This window comes from Erwinia sp. BNK-24-b, from assembly GCF_047456155.1.
Classification (GTDB): Bacteria; Pseudomonadota; Gammaproteobacteria; order Enterobacterales; family Enterobacteriaceae; genus Erwinia; species Erwinia phyllosphaerae.
In genome coordinates this window covers 3829532-3846991 of record NZ_CP179901.1, presented here as the reverse complement: position 1 = coordinate 3846991, position 17460 = coordinate 3829532, and the positions used below count along the sequence as shown (strand labels likewise).

Annotated in this window: 20 protein-coding genes; 14 read left to right on the top strand and 6 right to left on the bottom strand. The window is 56.6% G+C overall.

All coding sequences use genetic code 11. The annotated features are described in order from the left end of the window. Window positions 1-10 precede the first annotated feature (10 nt). From hpxZ to ACMGGR_RS17620, 4 genes are read right to left on the bottom strand one after another with little or no spacing between them, the layout of a single operon-like run. On the bottom strand, window positions 11-391 hold the full coding sequence (gene hpxZ / locus ACMGGR_RS17635; protein WP_246758099.1) for an oxalurate catabolism protein HpxZ: 381 nt from the start codon (window positions 389-391) through the stop codon (window positions 11-13). Further along, window positions 388-1788 carry an AtzE family amidohydrolase gene (locus tag ACMGGR_RS17630; RefSeq protein ID WP_414147463.1) on the bottom strand — a complete coding sequence of 467 codons (1401 nt, stop codon included), beginning with the start codon at window positions 1786-1788 and terminating at the stop codon, window positions 388-390. Before ACMGGR_RS17630 ends, hpxZ begins: the two co-directional genes overlap by 4 nt. After that, window positions 1785-1970 (bottom strand): oxalurate catabolism protein HpxX, encoded by a 186-nt coding sequence (hpxX, locus tag ACMGGR_RS17625; RefSeq protein ID WP_414147462.1) that lies wholly within the window; start codon window positions 1968-1970, stop codon window positions 1785-1787. The genes ACMGGR_RS17630 and hpxX overlap by 4 nt, the downstream gene beginning before the upstream one ends. 12 nt (window positions 1971-1982) lie before the next feature. After that, entirely contained in the window at window positions 1983-3569 is a 1587-nt protein-coding gene (locus tag ACMGGR_RS17620; RefSeq protein WP_414147461.1) for a gamma-glutamyltransferase family protein, read from the bottom strand. A 194-nt stretch (window positions 3570-3763) separates the two neighbouring features. Here ACMGGR_RS17620 and hpxU point away from each other — a divergent pair, with 194 nt between their 5' ends. The 10 genes from hpxU (at window position 3764) to ACMGGR_RS17570 (ending at window position 12487) form a co-directional block, all read left to right on the top strand. Continuing rightward, window positions 3764-4600: a MurR/RpiR family transcriptional regulator HpxU gene (gene hpxU, locus ACMGGR_RS17615; protein ID WP_414147460.1), complete on the top strand. Its 837-nt coding sequence runs from the start codon at window positions 3764-3766 to the stop codon at window positions 4598-4600. Window positions 4601-4877: 277 nt separating this feature from the next. Continuing rightward, entirely contained in the window at window positions 4878-5657 is a 780-nt protein-coding gene (locus tag ACMGGR_RS17610) for a transporter substrate-binding domain-containing protein (RefSeq protein WP_246758104.1), read from the top strand. Window positions 5658-5666: 9 nt separating this feature from the next. Next, window positions 5667-6329: an amino acid ABC transporter permease gene (locus ACMGGR_RS17605; RefSeq protein ID WP_414147459.1), complete on the top strand. Its 663-nt coding sequence runs from the start codon at window positions 5667-5669 to the stop codon at window positions 6327-6329. Further along, window positions 6326-6982 (top strand): amino acid ABC transporter permease, encoded by a 657-nt coding sequence (locus ACMGGR_RS17600; RefSeq protein WP_246758106.1) that lies wholly within the window; start codon window positions 6326-6328, stop codon window positions 6980-6982. The genes ACMGGR_RS17605 and ACMGGR_RS17600 overlap by 4 nt, the downstream gene beginning before the upstream one ends. Continuing rightward, window positions 6963-7700, top strand: coding sequence for an amino acid ABC transporter ATP-binding protein (locus ACMGGR_RS17595; RefSeq protein ID WP_414147458.1), 738 nt, complete (start codon window positions 6963-6965; stop codon window positions 7698-7700). Before ACMGGR_RS17600 ends, ACMGGR_RS17595 begins: the two co-directional genes overlap by 20 nt. Before the next feature lie 27 nt (window positions 7701-7727). Beyond that, a complete protein-coding gene (locus ACMGGR_RS17590) occupies window positions 7728-8966 on the top strand; it encodes a pyridoxal-phosphate-dependent aminotransferase family protein (protein WP_246758109.1) in 1239 nt (412 codons plus the stop codon). After that, on the top strand, window positions 8966-10243 hold the full coding sequence (hpxK, locus tag ACMGGR_RS17585) for an allantoate amidohydrolase (protein WP_414147457.1): 1278 nt from the start codon (window positions 8966-8968) through the stop codon (window positions 10241-10243). The genes ACMGGR_RS17590 and hpxK overlap by 1 nt, the downstream gene beginning before the upstream one ends. Then, complete coding sequence (uraD, locus tag ACMGGR_RS17580) at window positions 10240-10734, top strand: 2-oxo-4-hydroxy-4-carboxy-5-ureidoimidazoline decarboxylase (protein ID WP_414147456.1); 495 nt, start codon at window positions 10240-10242, stop codon at window positions 10732-10734. Before hpxK ends, uraD begins: the two co-directional genes overlap by 4 nt. Window positions 10735-10747: 13 nt before the next feature. After that, window positions 10748-11083 carry a hydroxyisourate hydrolase gene (uraH, locus tag ACMGGR_RS17575; protein WP_246758112.1) on the top strand — a complete coding sequence of 112 codons (336 nt, stop codon included), beginning with the start codon at window positions 10748-10750 and terminating at the stop codon, window positions 11081-11083. Window positions 11084-11164: 81 nt separating this feature from the next. Further along, complete coding sequence (locus ACMGGR_RS17570; protein ID WP_414148988.1) at window positions 11165-12487, top strand: nucleobase:cation symporter-2 family protein; 1323 nt, start codon at window positions 11165-11167, stop codon at window positions 12485-12487. Window positions 12488-12579: 92 nt separating this feature from the next. On the opposite strand, the gene ACMGGR_RS17565 is transcribed toward ACMGGR_RS17570, so the two are convergent. Next, window positions 12580-13347 carry an amidohydrolase gene (locus ACMGGR_RS17565; RefSeq protein ID WP_246758113.1) on the bottom strand — a complete coding sequence of 256 codons (768 nt, stop codon included), beginning with the start codon at window positions 13345-13347 and terminating at the stop codon, window positions 12580-12582. Then, complete coding sequence (locus ACMGGR_RS17560) at window positions 13335-14495, bottom strand: pyridoxal phosphate-dependent aminotransferase (RefSeq protein ID WP_414147455.1); 1161 nt, start codon at window positions 14493-14495, stop codon at window positions 13335-13337. The genes ACMGGR_RS17565 and ACMGGR_RS17560 overlap by 13 nt, the downstream gene beginning before the upstream one ends. Window positions 14496-14639: 144 nt before the next feature. Between ACMGGR_RS17560 and ACMGGR_RS17555 the strand changes: the two genes are divergently transcribed. From ACMGGR_RS17555 to ACMGGR_RS17540, 4 genes are all read left to right on the top strand, one after another. Then, window positions 14640-15251: a methylthioribulose 1-phosphate dehydratase gene (locus ACMGGR_RS17555; protein WP_414147454.1), complete on the top strand. Its 612-nt coding sequence runs from the start codon at window positions 14640-14642 to the stop codon at window positions 15249-15251. Beyond that, on the top strand, window positions 15248-15934 hold the full coding sequence (gene mtnC, locus ACMGGR_RS17550) for an acireductone synthase (protein WP_246758116.1): 687 nt from the start codon (window positions 15248-15250) through the stop codon (window positions 15932-15934). Before ACMGGR_RS17555 ends, mtnC begins: the two co-directional genes overlap by 4 nt. Next, entirely contained in the window at window positions 15931-16473 is a 543-nt protein-coding gene (locus ACMGGR_RS17545) for a 1,2-dihydroxy-3-keto-5-methylthiopentene dioxygenase (RefSeq protein WP_246758117.1), read from the top strand. Before mtnC ends, ACMGGR_RS17545 begins: the two co-directional genes overlap by 4 nt. Window positions 16474-17063: 590 nt before the next feature. Then, window positions 17064-17435 (top strand): hypothetical protein, encoded by a 372-nt coding sequence (locus ACMGGR_RS17540; RefSeq protein ID WP_414147453.1) that lies wholly within the window; start codon window positions 17064-17066, stop codon window positions 17433-17435. The last annotated feature ends 25 nt before the right edge of the window (window positions 17436-17460 follow it).

Here is a 17460-nt window from a genome sequence, read left to right as displayed (position 1 = left end):
TCTGCCTGTGTCAGCTCATCAAACTCACCTGTGCCGCTACAATCCGCCAGCCTTCGGGCAGCTTCACCCACGTTTGCTGCTGTCGGCCAATCTTTTCTGTTCCCTTGCGCGTAAATTCCGTGCTGCATACTGCGTAATCGTCACCAAAAGTGGTAATAACCGTATTGCGCAGCTGGCGGTCCAGCCCTGCAGCAGGCCGTGCGGCGCGAAAAGCGCGAATGGCCTCAATGCCGTACAGGTTTTCTCCGGCTCCCAGCCGCACGGTGCGCTCGTCATGCCAGAACAGCTCGTCCAGTACGTCAACATTGTTGCTGACCAGCGCTTGCTCATAGCGATAAAAAGCGTCGGTAACTTCTGCCAGTACCGACGGGCGATTGATCCGATCCATCATTTTATTAATCCTTTCGCCACGGGCGCTTTCGCAATGCCCATTTTTTCCAGCGCCCAGGCAGCGCGTAAGCAAGCCTCTTCCTTAAACGGTGCGGCAATGAGCTGTAGGCCGAGCGGTAATCCCTGTGGCGTTTGCAGCGGCACGGTGGTTACCGGCAAACCCAGGAATGAAATGGGCTGTGTCAGCATGCCCATACTGGCGCGGATCGACAGTTCGCTGTCGTTAATCCGCATGGTTTCCTGGCCGATAAGCGTGGCGCTGGTGGGCGTGGCGGGCGCAATCAGCACGTCGAACTGCTCAAACAGTGGCAGCACCTGCTCACGGAAATAGTAACGGAAGCGCTGGGCTTTGACATACCAGGCGGAAGGCGTCATCGCGCCAGCTAGCAGACGCTCGCGCGAAAGCGGCTCGAACCTTTCCGGCTGCGCGCGTAGCTCAGGCAGATAGGCGCTGCCGCCTTCGCTGGCGGTAATAATAAATGCGGCAGTGCGGGCCAGCGCCGCTTCCGGGAATTCAATTTCTTCTTGTGCATCCAGTGCCTTTGCCGCCAGAGCGACAGCCGCGCGCGCGTTATCGTCACACCAGGTTTGAAAATAGCCGCCCAGTACGGCGCAGCGCAGGCCTTCCATGCCGTGTTCCAGCAAACGGTGTACCGGATGGAGCGCCTTTTCTGCCTGAAAGCTGTCCTGCGGATCGCGGCCTTGCAATGCATCGTAAACCAGCGCCAGATCTGCCGTGGTGCGGGCGAAAGGGCCGATATGATCGAGGCTGGCGACAAAAGGCTGGCTGCCGCTACGGGCCAACCGACCAAAGGTGGGCTTCAGACCGAAGATGCCGCACAGCGAAGCCGGAACGCGAATAGAGCCGTTGGTGTCCGTTCCTAATGAGAAAGGCACCAGGCCAGAGGCGACGGCTGCCGCAGAGCCGCCGGAAGATCCACCGGCAATACGGTTCAAATCGTGAGGGTTCCGCGTCGCGCCGTAGTGGCTGTTTTCCGTAGTAAAGCCGTAGGCATAGGCATCCATATTCAGCATGCCGGAGAGCAGTGCCCCCGATTCACTCAGCTTACGCACGGCCCAACTGTCGTTTTTAGCCGCCTGACGATCGCTGAACAAACTGGCACCCGCCAGCGTGGTATGGCCCGCCACGTCATAAAGATTTTTCACAGCGTAAGGGATTGCAGCCAGCGCGGGCAAAGGACGATCCTCCTTGCGCAGTCGATCGATACGATCGGCTTCGCTAAGCATGCGATCCTGCGTGACGGCGGTCCAGGCGTTGATCGTCGGATTGTTTTGCTCGATCCTGTCCAGCGTTTGTTGCGCGATTTCACGCGCGCTCAGCTCGCCTTTGGTCAACGCGCTTTTCAGTTCGACAATGGAGAGAAAAGGTAACGTCATGCTTTATATACTCCTGCTACTTCTACCCGTTCGTCGAGCGGGAAAGCCATCAGCGGCTCGGCCATGCCGGCAATACGAGAAAACTGAACCAGCAGTTCGGCGCGACGCTGCTCATCAAGAGGCACGCCTAAGATCTGTTCCATCTGCGCTATGTAAAGCGCCCAGTCTGTTGAAGATGTCATGATGTTCTCCTGTTAAAAACCGGCAGCGCTGCCGTTGCTGCGTGGATCGCTTGCGCCTTCCAGCATGCCGTTGGTATGACGAACAATCGCACCCGCATGACCCACTGCCTCGCTGAAATCCTCCAGCGCTTCGACCTCGTGGCCCAGCTCGCGCAGCTGCTGCAAGGTTTCGGCGGCAAAGCGGCCTTCCAGCTTTAGCGAATCGGAAGACTGGCCCCACGTGCGGCCCAGCAGCCAGCGAGGGGCGCTGACGCACTGCTGTAGCGGCATGCCCTGCACCACGTGACGGGTAAAGATAGCCGCCTGCGTTTGCGGCTGGCCGTCGCCGCCCATCGAGCCGTAAACCATGGTGCGGCCATCGTTCAGACGCGCGGCGGCGGGATTCAGCGTATGAAAAGGCTGCTTGCCCGGTGCCAGCGCCAGCAGGTGATCGGGATCGAGGCTAAACGCCGCGCCGCGATTCTGCCAGGTGATACCGGTATCCGGCAGCACTACGCCACTGCCGAATTCGTGATAAATGCTTTGAATAAAGGAGACGGCCAGGCCGCTGCTGTCCATCACGCCCATCCAGACGGTATCGCCAGGTCCTTTACCGGTTCCCCAGGGCGCGGCGCGGCGATTGCTGATTGTTGCCGCCAGCGTTGCCAGCTGGTCAGAATCCAGTAGCGCCTGCATCTCTTCACGCATATGCAGCGGGTCGGTGATATAGCGGTCGCGCAGGCCGAAGGCGAGCTTGGTCGCTTCGACAATGCGGTGCACGGTCTGGACTTCGTCCGCCTGGGCCATATCCAGATGATTGGTAATACCGAGAATGGCCAGCGACACCAGGCCCTGCGTCGGCGGCGTCATATTAAAAACTTCGCCATATTCATGCTGAATGCTTAGCGGCTTACGGCGTTTTGCCCGATGGCTATGTAAATCTTCCAGCGTGATGGGCATACCGAGCGCCGACATTTCGCCAGCCAGCTTGCTGGCCAGCGGGCCGCGATAGAAGCTTTCCAGACCCTGCTCGGTGAGGATGGCCAGCGTGTTTGCCAGTTCTGGCTGGGTAAAACGGCTGCCCGCGCGCGGCACTTCGCCATCCGGCAGATACGTAGCGGCGAAGCCAGGCTGACTGGCGAGTTCATGATATTTGCTGGCGGTGGCAGCGGCCTGCGACTGCGTAACGGGAATACCGTCAGCCGCATAACGAATGGCGTCGGCCAGCAGACGAGAAACCGGCATCGCGGCACCGCCCAACTCTTTAGCGACTTCCAGCGCTTCTGCCCAGCCGCTGACGGTTCCGGCCACCGTCAGCGCCGCTTTCGGCCCACGATGGGGAATGGCCGACGTGCCTTGATAAAAAGAGAAATCGGCCAGCGAACCGGCCGCGCCGCTGGCATCAATAGCAATGGGATCGCCCTGTGGCGGCATAATCAGCCAGAAGCCGTCGCCGCCGAGACCGTTCATATGCGGATAAACCACGGCAATCGTAGCGGCGGCAGCCACCATCGCTTCAATAGCGTTGCCGCCTTCGCGCAGCACGGCCAGCGCGCTTTCGCTGGCGAGGTGATGAGGCGTCACCGCCATGCCGAGCGGAGCAAGGTTACTTTGTATCATCACGTTCTCATTTCCAAAGACAGATAACTAACGTAAAGCAAGAGCTGTTCCAGTTTGCCGCTTCTCACTGATGGTGTTGAAAAAAGCGCATGCGGCACGGAAGATAAGCACTGATTGTGCGCGGCCTGGTTTTCACCAGGCACGTTATTTGTATAGGCCATATTCTCTGAAACGAAAGTTACAAGGTTCACGCTATGAAGCAGCTCGATGAACGCCTGAGAAATTACTATCCCCAGCTCTCGCCACAGGAGCAGCGCGCGGCTGACTTCATTTTCGATCATTTTGACGATTTGATTAGCTACAACAGCGCGGAGCTGGCGCGGCTTAGCGGCGTTTCCAAAGCTACCGTAAGCCGTCTGTTTAAGCGGCTTGGCTATGAAAAATATCGCGATATGCGCGATGAATTGCGTACGCTACGCCAGAGCGGTATGCCACTGACCGATAACCGCGACGCGGTTCAGGGGAATACATTACTTGCCCGGCACTATAAACAAGAGATGGCCAATCTGACGCAGTGGGTGAACCAGCTGAATGCGGGCCAGTTCAGCGAGGTGGTGCAGAAACTGGCGGACAGCAAACGTATTTTTATCGTCGGTATGCGTAACTCCTGGCCGGTCGCGCTGCATTTCCGGCAGCAGTTGCTTCAGGTACGGGGCGATGTTCATCTGGCACCCCAGCCCGGCCAAACGCTGTCAGAAGAGCTGGTGGACATTACGGCGGAAGATATGGTGGTGGTCATTGCCTTCCGTCGTCGACCACGCATTATCAAACCGCTGTTGCAGCAGCTTCAGCAGCAGACTATTCCAGCGCTGGTGATTTGCGAGCCTGCACAGGCGATTACCGCGCTGGCACGCTGGCACCTTTGCACGCCGCTGGACAGCGTATCTGCCTTTGACAGCTACGCCTGCGCCAACAGCCTGATCAATTTGCTGACCAACGCGCTGCTACATGAATTACTGAGCAAAGGCCGTCAGCGCATTCACCGCATTGCCGATCTTTATAACCAGCTGGACGAACTGGAACAGCGCTAATGGGGCACCTTTTTGGTGCTTTGCTTCGTTTTAGGGCGCTGCTGCTGGCGCCCTGAAATAACCTGTGCTGACTTTGCTCTTCTTGATAAATCTTCTCTTCCGCATCATGTGAATTATCACTTTCCGGCTGCTTTTAAAGCCTTTTCTCATTTATTTTACCCTCCATGACCGGACGCTAAAAAAACCCGATGACAACTTTTTGCGACTGGCACATTAGTTGCAGATACCTCTATCAGGAATCTTTCGTTTCATCTTGAGTTAATCGGGGAAGGGCAAAATGAAAAAAGCATTACTGATGATGATCGGCGCGACGTTGCTGTTTGCACAAACGGCAAAGGCAGATCAATTACAGGATATTGAAAAGCGCGGCGTCATCCGCGTTGCCGTGCCGCAAGATTTTCCACCTTTTGGCTCGGTCGGCACCGATTTACAGCCGCAGGGCTACGATATTGATATGGCGAAATACCTGGCGAGCCAGATGAAACTTAAGTTACAGCTGGTCCCGGTGACCAGCGCTAACCGCGTGCCTTACCTGCAAACGGATAAGGTGGATCTGGTGATCTCCAGCCTGGGCAAAAATCCCGAGCGGGAAAAAGTGATTGCCTTCAGCCGCGCCTACGCGCCGTTTTTCCTTGGCGTATTTGGGCCGAAAGAAGCCACGCTAAAAGATGCGGCGGCGCTGAGCGGCAAGTCGATTGGCGTCACTCGCGGCGCGGTGGAAGATATGGTGCTGAGCGATCTCGCGCCAAAAGATGCGCAGCTGAAACGCTATGAAGATAACAATACGACGCTGTCGGCTTACCTGTCGGGTCAGGTGCAGTTTGTCGCCACCGGCAACCTGGTAGTCGCGGCCATCGCTCGCCAGAACGCGGATAAAGCGCCGGTAGCGAAATTTATGCTGAAAGATTCACCGTGCTTTATCGGCATGCGCAAAGGCGAGCCGGCGCTGAAAGCGAAGGTAGATGCGCTGATTGAGCAGGCAGTTAAAGATAAAACCCTGAACGGGCTTTCGCAGCAGTGGCTGAAAGCACCGCTGCCCGCTGACTTTAGCGCGTAAGGGTCGACGATGACGGAGCAACTCAATTTTCCTGCACTGCTGCCTTACTGGCCGCAGCTGCTGGCTGGTCTCTGGGTCACCATCCAGCTGACCGTGCTGGCAACCGTTGGCGGCGTGGCGCTGGGCATTCTGGGCGCGGCGTTGCGCAGCGGTCGGCCTTCCGCGCTTAGCCGTCTGTGGGGCTGCTACGTTGAGCTGATCCGCAATACGCCTTTTGTTGTCCAGCTGTTTTTTATCGTGTTCGGCTTGCCAAATCTGGGCTTAAAGCTGACCGCAGGCGAGGCGGCGCTGCTGGCCATGTTGATTAACCTGGGTGCCTACAGTACGGAAATTATTCGCGCAGGTATTCAGGTAACGCCGAAAGGACAGTGGGAGGCCGGCCGCGTGCTGGGCCTGACGCGTTCACAAACTTTTTTTCGCGTGGTACTGCCGCCTTCGCTGAAACGTATTTATCCGGCGCTGGTTAGCCAGTGCATCATCGTGATGCTGGGTTCTTCGGTCGTGTCGCAGGTTTCATATGAAGAGCTGACCTTTGCTGCCAACCTGATCCAGTCGCGCACTTTTTTGAGCTTTGAAGTTTATCTGGTCACCACGCTGGTTTATCTGGTGCTGTCGATAGCCATGCGGCAGCTGTTGCTGGCGGCCGGACGAAAATGGTTGAGGGCGCCATGAACACGTTTACCGACTGGGATATTTTACGCAATCTGCTGCTGGCAGCGCGCTGGACGCTGTTACTGTCGCTGACCGCCTTTTTCGGCGGCACGATAGTTGCGATGCCGCTGGTGATGGTACGCCTGACGCGCCGCCGCTGGCCCAACCGGCTGATTAGCGCCTACATTGAGCTTTTTCAGGGAACGCCGCTGCTGATGCAGCTGTTTCTGGCTTTTTTTGGCGTGGCCCTGTTTGGCGTGGACGTTTCACCGTGGACGGCGGCCTCGCTGGCGTTAACGCTTTATACCAGCGCCTTTTTAATCGATATCTGGCACGGCAGCATTCAGGCGTTACCGAAAGGACAATGGGAAGCCTCACGCTGTCTGGGCCTCAGCTTTTCCCAAACGCTGTACCGCGTGGTGCTGCCGCAGGCGTTACGCATTGGCATCGCTCCTACCGTCGGCTTTGCGGTTCAGGTGGTAAAAGGCACCGCGCTGGCGTCGATTATTGGCTTTGTCGAGCTAACCAAAGCGGGCACCATTTTAAATAACGTCACTTATCAACCTTTTAAGGTCTTTGCGCTGGTGGCGCTGGGCTATTTCCTGATCTGCTATCCGCTGTCGCGCTACAGCCAGTACCTGGAGAAAAAATTCAATGCCGCTCATCACCATTAATCAGGTACAGAAATATTACGGCGACAATCACGTGCTGAAAGGCGTGGACCTGGATATCGACATGGGTGAAGTGATTTCGATTATCGGCCGTAGCGGGTCGGGAAAAAGTACGCTGTTGCGCTGCATCAACGGGCTGGAAGGTTATCAGGAAGGCAGCATCAAGCTGGGCGGTATGACCATTACAGACCGTGATTCGCAGGCTCGTGAAATCAGCCGTTCCGTTGGCATGGTGTTCCAGAACTTTAACCTGTTCCCACATATGACCGCGCTGGAAAACGTCATGCTGGCACCGCGCCGCGTCCTGAAAAAGAAAGAGGTGGAATGCCGTGAGCTGGCCGCGCAGATGCTGGAAAAAGTGGGGCTGGGGGAGCGGATGGATTATTACCCGGCGAACCTTTCCGGTGGCCAGCAGCAGCGTGTAGCTATCGCCCGTGCGCTGGCAATGACGCCGAAAGTGCTGCTGTGCGATGAAATCACCTCCGCGCTCGACCCGGAGCTGGTGGGCGAAGTGCTGAAGGTGCTTGAGCAGCTGGCGCGTGAGGGAATGACGCTGATTCTGGTGACGCACGAAATGAATTTCGCTCGTGAAGTGGGCGACCGCGTAGTCTTTATGCACCAGGGCCGCGTCTGGGAACAGGGCGACAGCAAAAACCTGTTTGCCAGCCCGCAAACGCAGGAACTCAAACAGTTTATCTCATCGGTGCGCGGCCTGAGCTAGCGCGCTGATTGTTAAGAGGAAAAGAAAATGGACGTAGCGAAATATCCGCAAATCAATCCGCCACAGCGCCTGCTAATGGGGCCTGGGCCAATCAATGCCGATCCGCGCGTATTACGCGCCATGTCCAGCCAGCTGCTTGGGCAGTACGATCCGGCGATGACGCACTACATGAATGAAGTTATGGAGCTATACCGCGGCGTATTCCGCACGCAAAACCGCTGGACGCTGCTGATTGATGGTACCTCTCGTGCCGGGATCGAAGCGATTTTGCTGTCGGCAATTCGACCTGGCGACAAAGTGCTGGTACCGGTATTTGGCCGCTTCGGACATTTGCTGTGTGAAATAGCCCGGCGCTGCAGGGCAGAGGTTCACACCATTGAAGTCCCCTGGGGCGAAGTATTTACGCCCGATCAGATCGAAGATGCGATCAAAAGCGTGCGTCCGCGTCTGCTGCTGACCGTGCAGGGCGACACTTCAACCACCATGCTACAGCCGCTGGCTGAACTGGGCGCTATCTGCAAAAAATATGGCGTGCTGTTTTACACCGATGCCACCGCCTCGTTTGCGGGCAACGCGCTGGAAACTGACGCATGGGGACTGGATGCAGTTTCCGCCGGTATGCAGAAATGTTTGGGCGGCCCGTCAGGTACATCACCGATTACGCTGAGTCCAGAGATGGAAGCCGTTATTCGCAAACGTAAATGCGTTGAAGAGGGGATCCGCACCGCCGCGCATCAGGACGGTGATGACGAGATGATCTACTCCAACTATTTTGATCTCGGCATGATCATGGATTATTGGGGGCCGGAACGGCTAAACCACCATACCGAAGCTACCTCGGCGCTGTTCGGTGCACGTGAATGTGCGCGGTTAATCCTGCAGGAAGGCCTGGACAACGGTATCGCGCGCCACAAGCTGCACGGCGACGCATTGCTGAAAGGCATTCAGGGCATGGGGCTGGAAACGTTCGGTAATTTGCAGCACAAGATGAACAACGTGCTGGGCGTGGTTATCCCGCAGGATATTAACGGCGACCAGGTACGCAAGCTGATGCTGGAAGACTTTGGCATTGAGATCGGCACCTCTTTTGGCCCGCTGCATGGCAAGGTCTGGCGTATTGGCACCATGGGCTACAACGCTCGCAAAGACTGCGTAATGCAGACCCTGAGCGCGCTGGAATCGGTGCTGACGTACCTTGGCTATAAAACCGCCCAGGGCGCGGCGATGCAGGCTGCCTGGGATCACTATACCGCCGGGAGCTGCTGATGAGCCTGCTAAGCCTTGCAGATGCGCAGCAGGCAGCGGCCAGGGTGATGGCGCGCTGCGACAGGCTCGCGGAAATCAGCGAAACGCCGGACGCGTTAACGCGCGTTTATCTTTCGCCAGAGCATCTTCAGGCCAACCAGCTGGTAGGGGAATGGATGGAGGCCGCCGGTATGCGCGTCTGGCAGGATAGCGTCGGCAATATCTGTGGCCGTTATGAGGCGCTGGAGCCGGACGCACCTGCGCTGCTGCTGGGGTCACATCTGGACACGGTACGTAACGCAGGCCGCTACGACGGTATGCTTGGCGTACTTACCGCCATCGAAACCGTGCAGGCGCTACAGCAGCAGCAGCGACGGCTACCGCTGGCGATTGAAATCGTGGGCTTTGGCGATGAAGAAGGCACGCGCTTTGGCATTACACTGCTGGGCAGTCGCGGCCTGACCGGAAGCTGGCCAGAAAGCTGGGTCAGCCATCCTGACGGCAACAGCATTACCGTGGCCCAGGCGATGGACGACGTGGGGTTGAATGCGCACGAGATTGGCCTGGCAGCGCGCGAAGTAAAAGACATTGCCGCCTATCTGGAACTGCATATCGAACAAGGCCCGTGCCTGGAGCAGGAAGGCCTGGCGCTGGGCGTGGTTACGGCGATTAACGGCGCGCGCCGCCTGAACTGCTGCTTTGTTGGCGAGGCGGGGCACGCGGGTACGGTGCCGATGTCCCATCGTAAAGATGCGCTGGCGGCAGCGGCGGAATGGATGGTGTTTATTGAACAGGCCGCGCCACAACATAGCCCGCAGCTGGTGGCGACCGTTGGCACGCTACAGGCTTTGCCGGGCGCGGTGAATGTGATCCCGGGTGAAGTGAAGCTAAGTCTGGACGTACGCGGGCCGGACGATCGTGCGCTGGCAGAGCTGCTGTCGGCACTGCTGACCCAGGCCGAGGCGATAGCGCTGCGGCGCGGCTTAAGCTTTAGCGCCGAAGAGTATTACCAGATCCCGGCCACGCGCTGCGATGAAAAACTCCAGGCCGTACTGAGCCAGGCGGTTGCACAGGTGCAGGGACGTTCGCTTTCACTGCCGAGCGGTGCAGGCCATGACGCTATCGCCATAGCGGAACGCTGGCCGGTCGGCATGCTGTTTGTACGCTGCGATCGCGGTATCAGCCATCATCCCGCAGAGTCGGTGCAGGCGGCAGACGTAGCGACAGCGGTGCGTGCTTATGCACAAGCCGTGAATGATGTCGCAACCTCATGGCCATCTGGTGGGAGCCTGCCATGACGCCTGAACAATTTAACCAGGCTATGGCTGATGAAGCCTGCAGGCTGATTGCACACTGCGTGGCGCTGGAAAGCTGGATTAAGGCGCTGGTGGCCGCACGTCCTTTTTCCTCGCTGGATGACCTGCTGCAAACCGGCGACAGGCTGGCACGCGGCTGGGATGAACGGGCATTGAGCCAGGCGCTTGCCGCGCATCCGCGCATCGGTGAAAAAGCGCAGGGCAACGGCAAAGAGGCCAGGCTGTCGACCAGCGAACAGGGCAGCGTAAAGCATGCCGACGACGAACTTAAAGAAGCGCTACGCCTGGGCAATGTTGCTTACGAGCAACGTTTTGGCCGGGTCTTTTTAATCCGCGCCAAAGGGCGAAGCGGCGAGGAAATGCTGGCGGAACTGCATCGCCGACTGGGCAACGATCCGCAGCGCGAGCAGCAGGAAGCGCTGGATCAGCTGCGGGAAATTACGCTGCTGCGGCTGCGTGACACTTTTCAGTAAAGGAGAGCGCTTAATGAGCACCATTACTACCCATATTCTGGATACCGCGCTGGGCAAACCGGCGATTGGCGTCGCCGTCTCGCTGGAGCAGAACAGCAGCCAGGGCTGGCTGCCGATAGCGCAGGGCGACACTGATGCAGATGGCAGAATTAAGGATCTCACGCCTGAACCTTTGGCACCTGGCCATTATCGTCTGATTGCCGAGATTGGCGACTATTTCGCCGCTGAAGGCCGTGATGCGCTCTATGTCAGCGCGCAGATCGACTTCGTGCTGGCGGCCACAGGTAGCCACTATCACCTGCCTTTTTTGATTTCGCCGTGGTCGTGGTCGACCTATCGCGGCAGCTGATTTTCTCAGCAAAATATGCTCTTTCAGAAAAAGTTAAAGGCCGTTTCAGCACTATCCATGAGCTAAGCAGCAAAGGGTGAAATTATGGTCAGGCCAGAAGATACGCGTTATCCGGCAGGCAAATCCTTTGCCTGGGGTTTGCAGCATGTGCTGACGATGTATGGCGGTATCATCGCGCCGCCGCTGATTATCGGTTCGGCGGCCGGACTGACGGCGGTACAGCTTGGCATGCTGGTTACGGCGGCGCTGTTTGTCAGCGGTTGCGCTACGCTGCTACAGGCGCTGGGCGTTCCGGGGTTCGGCGCCCGTCTGCCGCTGGTACAGGGCGTTTCCTTTGCGGGTGTTGCCACCATGGTGACGCTGGTGACCAACGGCGGCGGTCTGCCAATGGTGTTTGGTGCGGTTATCGCCTCGTCGCTTATCGGCCTGCTGATTGCGCCGCTGTTTGCCCATATCATCCGTTTTTTTCCACCAGTGGTAACCGGCACCGTGATCACCGTGATTGGCCTGTCGCTGATGCCCGTCGCCGCACGCTGGGCAATGGGCGGTAATCCTCACGCGCCTGAATGGGGATCGCCCGGCAATATAGGGCTGTCGGCACTGACGCTATGCCTGGTGCTGCTGTTTAATCGGTTAGGCAATGCGGCGATAAAAAGGCTGGCCGTGCTGGCGGCGATGGCTTTCGGCACGCTGTTTGCGTTTGCCAACGGAAACGTAGATTTTTCCGGCGTGCTGCACGGCAAGGTAGTGGCGCTGCCTGGCATGCTCAGTTTTGGGCCACCGGTTTTCGACGTGGCGGCCATTCTGTCGATGACGCTGATTGTGCTGGTGCTGCTCACCGAAACCACCGCCGGCCTGATCGCGATTGGCGAAATTGTGGGCACGGAAGTTGACGGTAAACGTATAGCCAGCGGGCTGCGGGCGGATATGCTTACCAGCGCGCTGTCGCCGCTGTTTAACTCGTTTCCCCAGAGCGCTTTTGCCCAGAATATTGGCCTGGTTGCGATTACCGGAATTAAAAGCCGCTATGTGGTGGCTGCGGGCGGCGTCATTCTGGTTGTACTGGGCTGCTTACCCGTGTTGGGACGTCTGATAGCAGCCGTGCCCGCACCTGTTCTGGGCGGTGCTGGCGTGGTGCTGTTCGGCACGGTTGCGGCATCCGGCATCCGTACGCTGGCAAAGGTAGATTACAAAGACAATATGAATCTGGTGGTGGTCGCCACCGCTATCGCTTTTGGCATGATCCCGATCGTGATGCCCACGTTTTACGACCAGTTTCCGGGGTGGGTCAGAACGATTTTCCATTCCGGCATCAGCGCCGCCTGCCTGGTTTCCGTGGCGCTGAATGTGGTGTTTAACAGTTCAGGAAAAATAAATGCGCTGGCGCTAAAAGAGACAGAATAAAGAAAAGCAGGGTTATATCAGGATCGTTCACGGCCAGCATACGCGTTCAGCGACGTATGCCGGCACGGGTGTTCAGATGCCTGTTTTAGCTGCTAAAAGCGAAAATCATCCGCATCGCGCCACGCCGGAAAACGTTCCCGATACTGCTGTAGCGCCGTCAACGACAATTCTGCATCAAGTACGGCGGGCTGATGCGGTTCGCCAGCCGCCAGAACTTCACCTTGCGGGCTGATAATTCGGCTGTCGCCGCTGTAGCGATGGCCGTTGGCATCCGTGCCAACCCGATTGCAGCCGGCAACATAAGCCTGGTTTTCAATTGCTCGCGCCAGCAGCAGCGCCTGCCAGTGCGCGGCGCGCGCTTCCGGCCAGTTAGCGACGTAAAGCGCCAGATCGTAGTCGTTGCGATTGCGCGAAAACACCGGAAAGCGCAGGTCATAACAGATCTGCGGCAGAACGCGCCAGCCGCGGAAGAGGATAATTTCCCGCCGATCGCCCGCCAGATAGTGATGATGTTCATCGGCCATCCGAAACAGATGGCGTTTGTCGTAGCGATGCACGGTACCGTCCGGTTCAACCAGCAGAAAACGGTTAACCGCGCCGCTATCGGTTTGCATCGCCACGCTGCCGCCAATCATAGCGTCGGCGGCAGCCGCTTTTTCCCGTAGCCACGCAATCACGCGCCCTTCCGGCAGCGAGCTTTTTGCCGCTTCCATAGCAAAGCCGGTCGTGAACATTTCTGGCAGCACGATAAGATCCCGCCCCGTCAAGGTTGCCAGCAGCCCGTCAAAAAAACGCAGGTTAGCTTCGCCATCCATCCAGACCAGCGGCTGCTGTAACAGGCTCAGGTTCAGAGTTGACACAGGCGCTCCGCTGCCGCATCCAGCGTGGCTTCCTGCTTGGCAAAGCACAGGCGGATCAGTTTATGAGGAAATGGCCCGGCGCAGAAAACCGATAGCGGGATTGCCGCCACGCCAGCCTCTTTGGTCAGCCACTGGCAGAAGGCAACGTCGTCCAGCTCAGAAATAGCGCTGTAGTCGGCCAGCAAAAAATAGGTGCCTTCACACGGCAAAATTTTCAGTCGGCTTTTCGCCAGCGCCTGGATGAAACGATCGCGGCGCGCCTGGTAAAAAGCAGGCAGCTCGCGATAGTGCTGCGGCTCGGCATTCAGCATATCGGCCAGCGCCAGTTGGGCAGGCGTGTTAACGGCAAAGGTAAGGTACTGATGAACTTTGCGCACTTCCGCCGTCAGTGCCGCTGGCGCGACGCAGTAACCTACCTTCCAGCCGGTCATGTGGAAGGTTTTGCCAAAGGATGAGACGGCGATCGCGCGCTCACGCAGCTGTGGATGCGCCAGCACGCTGGCATGGCCTTCCTTTGCAAAACAGATGTGCTCATAAACTTCGTCGCTCAGCACATAAATTTCCTGCGCTTTTATCGCCTGCCACAGCGCGGCAAAGTCGCTTTTTTGCCAGACGGTTGCGGAAGGGTTGTGCGGCGTATTCAGAATCACTAAGCGGGTACGCGCAGAAAGCAGCGCGGCAAATTCCTGCCAGTCGACGGAAAATGCTGGCGGCTGCAGGGCGATGCGCTTCATTACGCCGCCAGCCAGCGTCACGGCTGGCGCATAGCTGTCGTAGCTGGGATCGAAACAGATAACCTCATCGCCCGGGCGAACCAGCGCGGTAATGGCAGCATAGAGCGCTTCGGTCGCGCCTGCCGTTACCGTAATTTCGCTGTTGGCATCTGGACGATGTCCATATAGCTCCGCTGTTTTAGCCGCGATTGCCTCGCGCAGCGGCTGTACGCCGGTCATTGGTGCGTACTGATTGGCCCCGGCGTTCACGTGATGCGCCAGCCGCGCCTTCAGGTAGTCTGGCCCGTCGAAATCCGGAAAGCCCTGGGAAAGGTTAATGGCGTTATGCTGCTGCGCCAGCGCGCTCATCTGCGTAAAAATGGTGGTGCCAAGAGCAGGAAGCTTGCTCTCGGGCGAAATCGACATCTGGCTCATTATCAGTCACCCTTGCGGAACGTTATTTGTGAGGTATCAGACCGTTGCCGCCACTATACCGTCAGTGCTAGTATTTGGCAATCAAGACGCTTAGACGTCTAAACGCTAACGCTATGCCGCGCTAAACGGCTAAAAAGGAAGGCTATGACAACGTCGCAGTTAGAGCAGTTAGTGGCGGCCTGCCACTGGATTGGTGCGAAAGGTTGGGCTCCCGCCACAGGCGGCAATATGTCGGTGCGCCAGGATGATAAGTTTTGCCTGCTTAGCGAGTCCGGTAAAGATAAAGGCGCGCTAACCCGCGATGACTTTATTCAGGTTGAGATTGCCAACAACAACGTTCCTTCCGGCCGCAAACCTTCTGCCGAGACGGGATTACACACGCTTATCTATCGGCTGTTTCCCGACGCGGGCGCGGTGCTACATACCCATACGGTCAACTCGACCGTGTTGTCGAGAGTTGAGAAGAGCGCCGCATTAACGCTGCAAGGTTATGAAATGCAGAAGACGCTGGCCGGGCAAAACTCGCATCTTGATAGCGTCTCTGTTGCGTTGTTTGACAACGATCAGGATATTGAGGCGCTGGCAGGACGTATTGAACGCTTTGCTGCCGCTCAGCCGCTGCGCTACGCTTTTCTCTTGCGCGGGCATGGGCTGACCTGTTGGGGGCGTGACGTCAATGAAGCGCGTCGCCATCTTGAAGGACTGGAATTCCTGTTCCAGTGTGAATTACAACGTCGGCTTCTGGAGGCCAAATGATCCGCGCCATTGTCACCGATATCGAAGGCACCACCAGCGATATTCGCTTCGTGCATAACGTGCTTTTTCCTTACGCACGTGAAAACCTGGCGGCCTTTATCGCTGCTTTCCAGCACCGGGAAGATGTTGCCGCGGCGCTAAACGACCTGCGCGACGAGATCGCCCAGCCACAGGCCACCATTGAAGACTTAATTACCGTACTGTTTCAGTTTATGGATGAAGACCGTAAATCTACGTCGCTAAAAGCCTTGCAGGGCATGATCTGGCGTGACGGCTATCTTAACGGAAGCTTTACCGGGCATCTCTATCCTGACGTCTTGCCCGCGCTACAGGCCTGGCAGGGGCAGGGCATTCAGCTTTACGTTTATTCATCTGGCTCAGTAGCTGCGCAGAAATTGTTATTTGGCTACAGCGATAAGGGTGATATCACGTCGCTATTCAGCGGCTATTTTGACACGCGCGTGGGGGCCAAACGCGAAACGGCTTCCTACCAGAATATTGCTGCCGATATCGGCCTGGCTGGCCACGAGCTGCTGTTTTTATCGGATATACATCAGGAGCTGGATGCCGCGCAGGAAGCAGGATGGCAGACCATCCAGCTTATTCGTGACGCCGCGGACGACGGCAGTCGTCATCGTCAGGTCAACCGTTTTGACGCTATTAACCTGGAGCAGTTTCTATGAGCGCACTGACTATTTTTACCGAGAGCGAAGCAGCTACGCCCGTCTGGCAGAGCCGCGATGCTGAAGAGATCCGCCAGAAGCTGAACAGTAAAAACGTCCGGTTTGAGCGCTGGCAGGCGGATCGCGATCTGGGCAGTAATCCTGAACCGGAAACGGTTATTAAGGCTTATCAGCACGCTATCGATCGGCTGGTAGCAGAAAAAGGCTACCAAAGCTGGGACGTTATCAGCATGCGTGCGGACAATCCGCAGAAACAGACGCTGCGTGAAAAGTTTCTTTCCGAGCATACGCATGGCGAAGACGAAGTGCGTTTTTTTGTGGAAGGCGCGGGCCTTTTTTGCCTGCACCTGGATGGCCATATTTACCAGATCCTTTGTGAGAAGAATGATTTAATTTCCGTCCCGGCAGGGACGCCGCACTGGTTTGATATGGGCTCTTCACCGCACTTTACTGCGATTCGCATCTTTGATAATCAGGAAGGCTGGATCGCTAACTTCACCGGCGACAGCATTGCGGATGCCTATCCACGCCTGCCGTAAATCCTGGCTTAGTCGGCCAGAGAGGGACACAGGTAACAACATTGGCGAGCTCCCGGCTGGCTATGCTAACAATGCCGGGAGAGCTAAAAAACGCGTCAATTTTATTTTCGAAACGGGCGCACCGGGAAAATATCCGCCCCGGCGTCAAAAAAGTGTTACCGAAAAAAGGCGCTGGTTCAGCAAGGGAATTCAACAGGCTCCTGCATCCTTCAGACAGAATGACTAACAATAAATCAGCTCTGTTAGTAAAAAGGCATAATTTAGCTGGGTTATGTTACGTCTTTCGCAGGTGAATTTATTTAGATTATATTATTGCGCTGTACTTTAATTCTTCGAAAGGATTTCCTGTTTTTTTATTTTCCCTGCCTGTTTGTTTTTTATTAGCGTTATTTCCAGTAAGGTTGATTATTTTAAGAATTTATATTTTATTAATCTTGATAGTAAAGCGAGTTTTATTTTTTTTGTTTGTAATTTAATGTAAAGTGAATTGATGTGCTTCCTGCTTGCGTCAATTATATTTCGCCATCAAAATAGAACTATTTTTCAGGTGATGGCTGCCTCAGGGATTTTATTATTTAAAAGGAGTTAAAATGAAAGAATTAACCAATATCGAATGTGACGAAGTAAGTGGCGGGTTCTATGACATGGGCATAGGTCTGGGAATCGGCGCGGTGGCCATAGGCTGCCTGGCTGTCTGCGTGGTGGGTTTTAATGCTATTGCTGCCGGTGTAGTGGGGGTTGGGGCTGTCGGCGTTGTTGGCGCTGTCAGTGTTATCGGTGCGGCTGGCATTGCCGTTGCTGGTGCTATTGCTGCTGGTGCCGTTGTCGTCGGTGTGACTGCCGCAGCCCTGTATACGGGCGTCGTCGTAGGGCGTACTGGCCTGATGACTATTGCTGCTCTGACAGGTATAGCTTACTCTTCAGCAAAATCAGATACGGCAAACCCGGAAGTTGCATCTTAAGATATAGCAAACTCTGCGCTGCTTT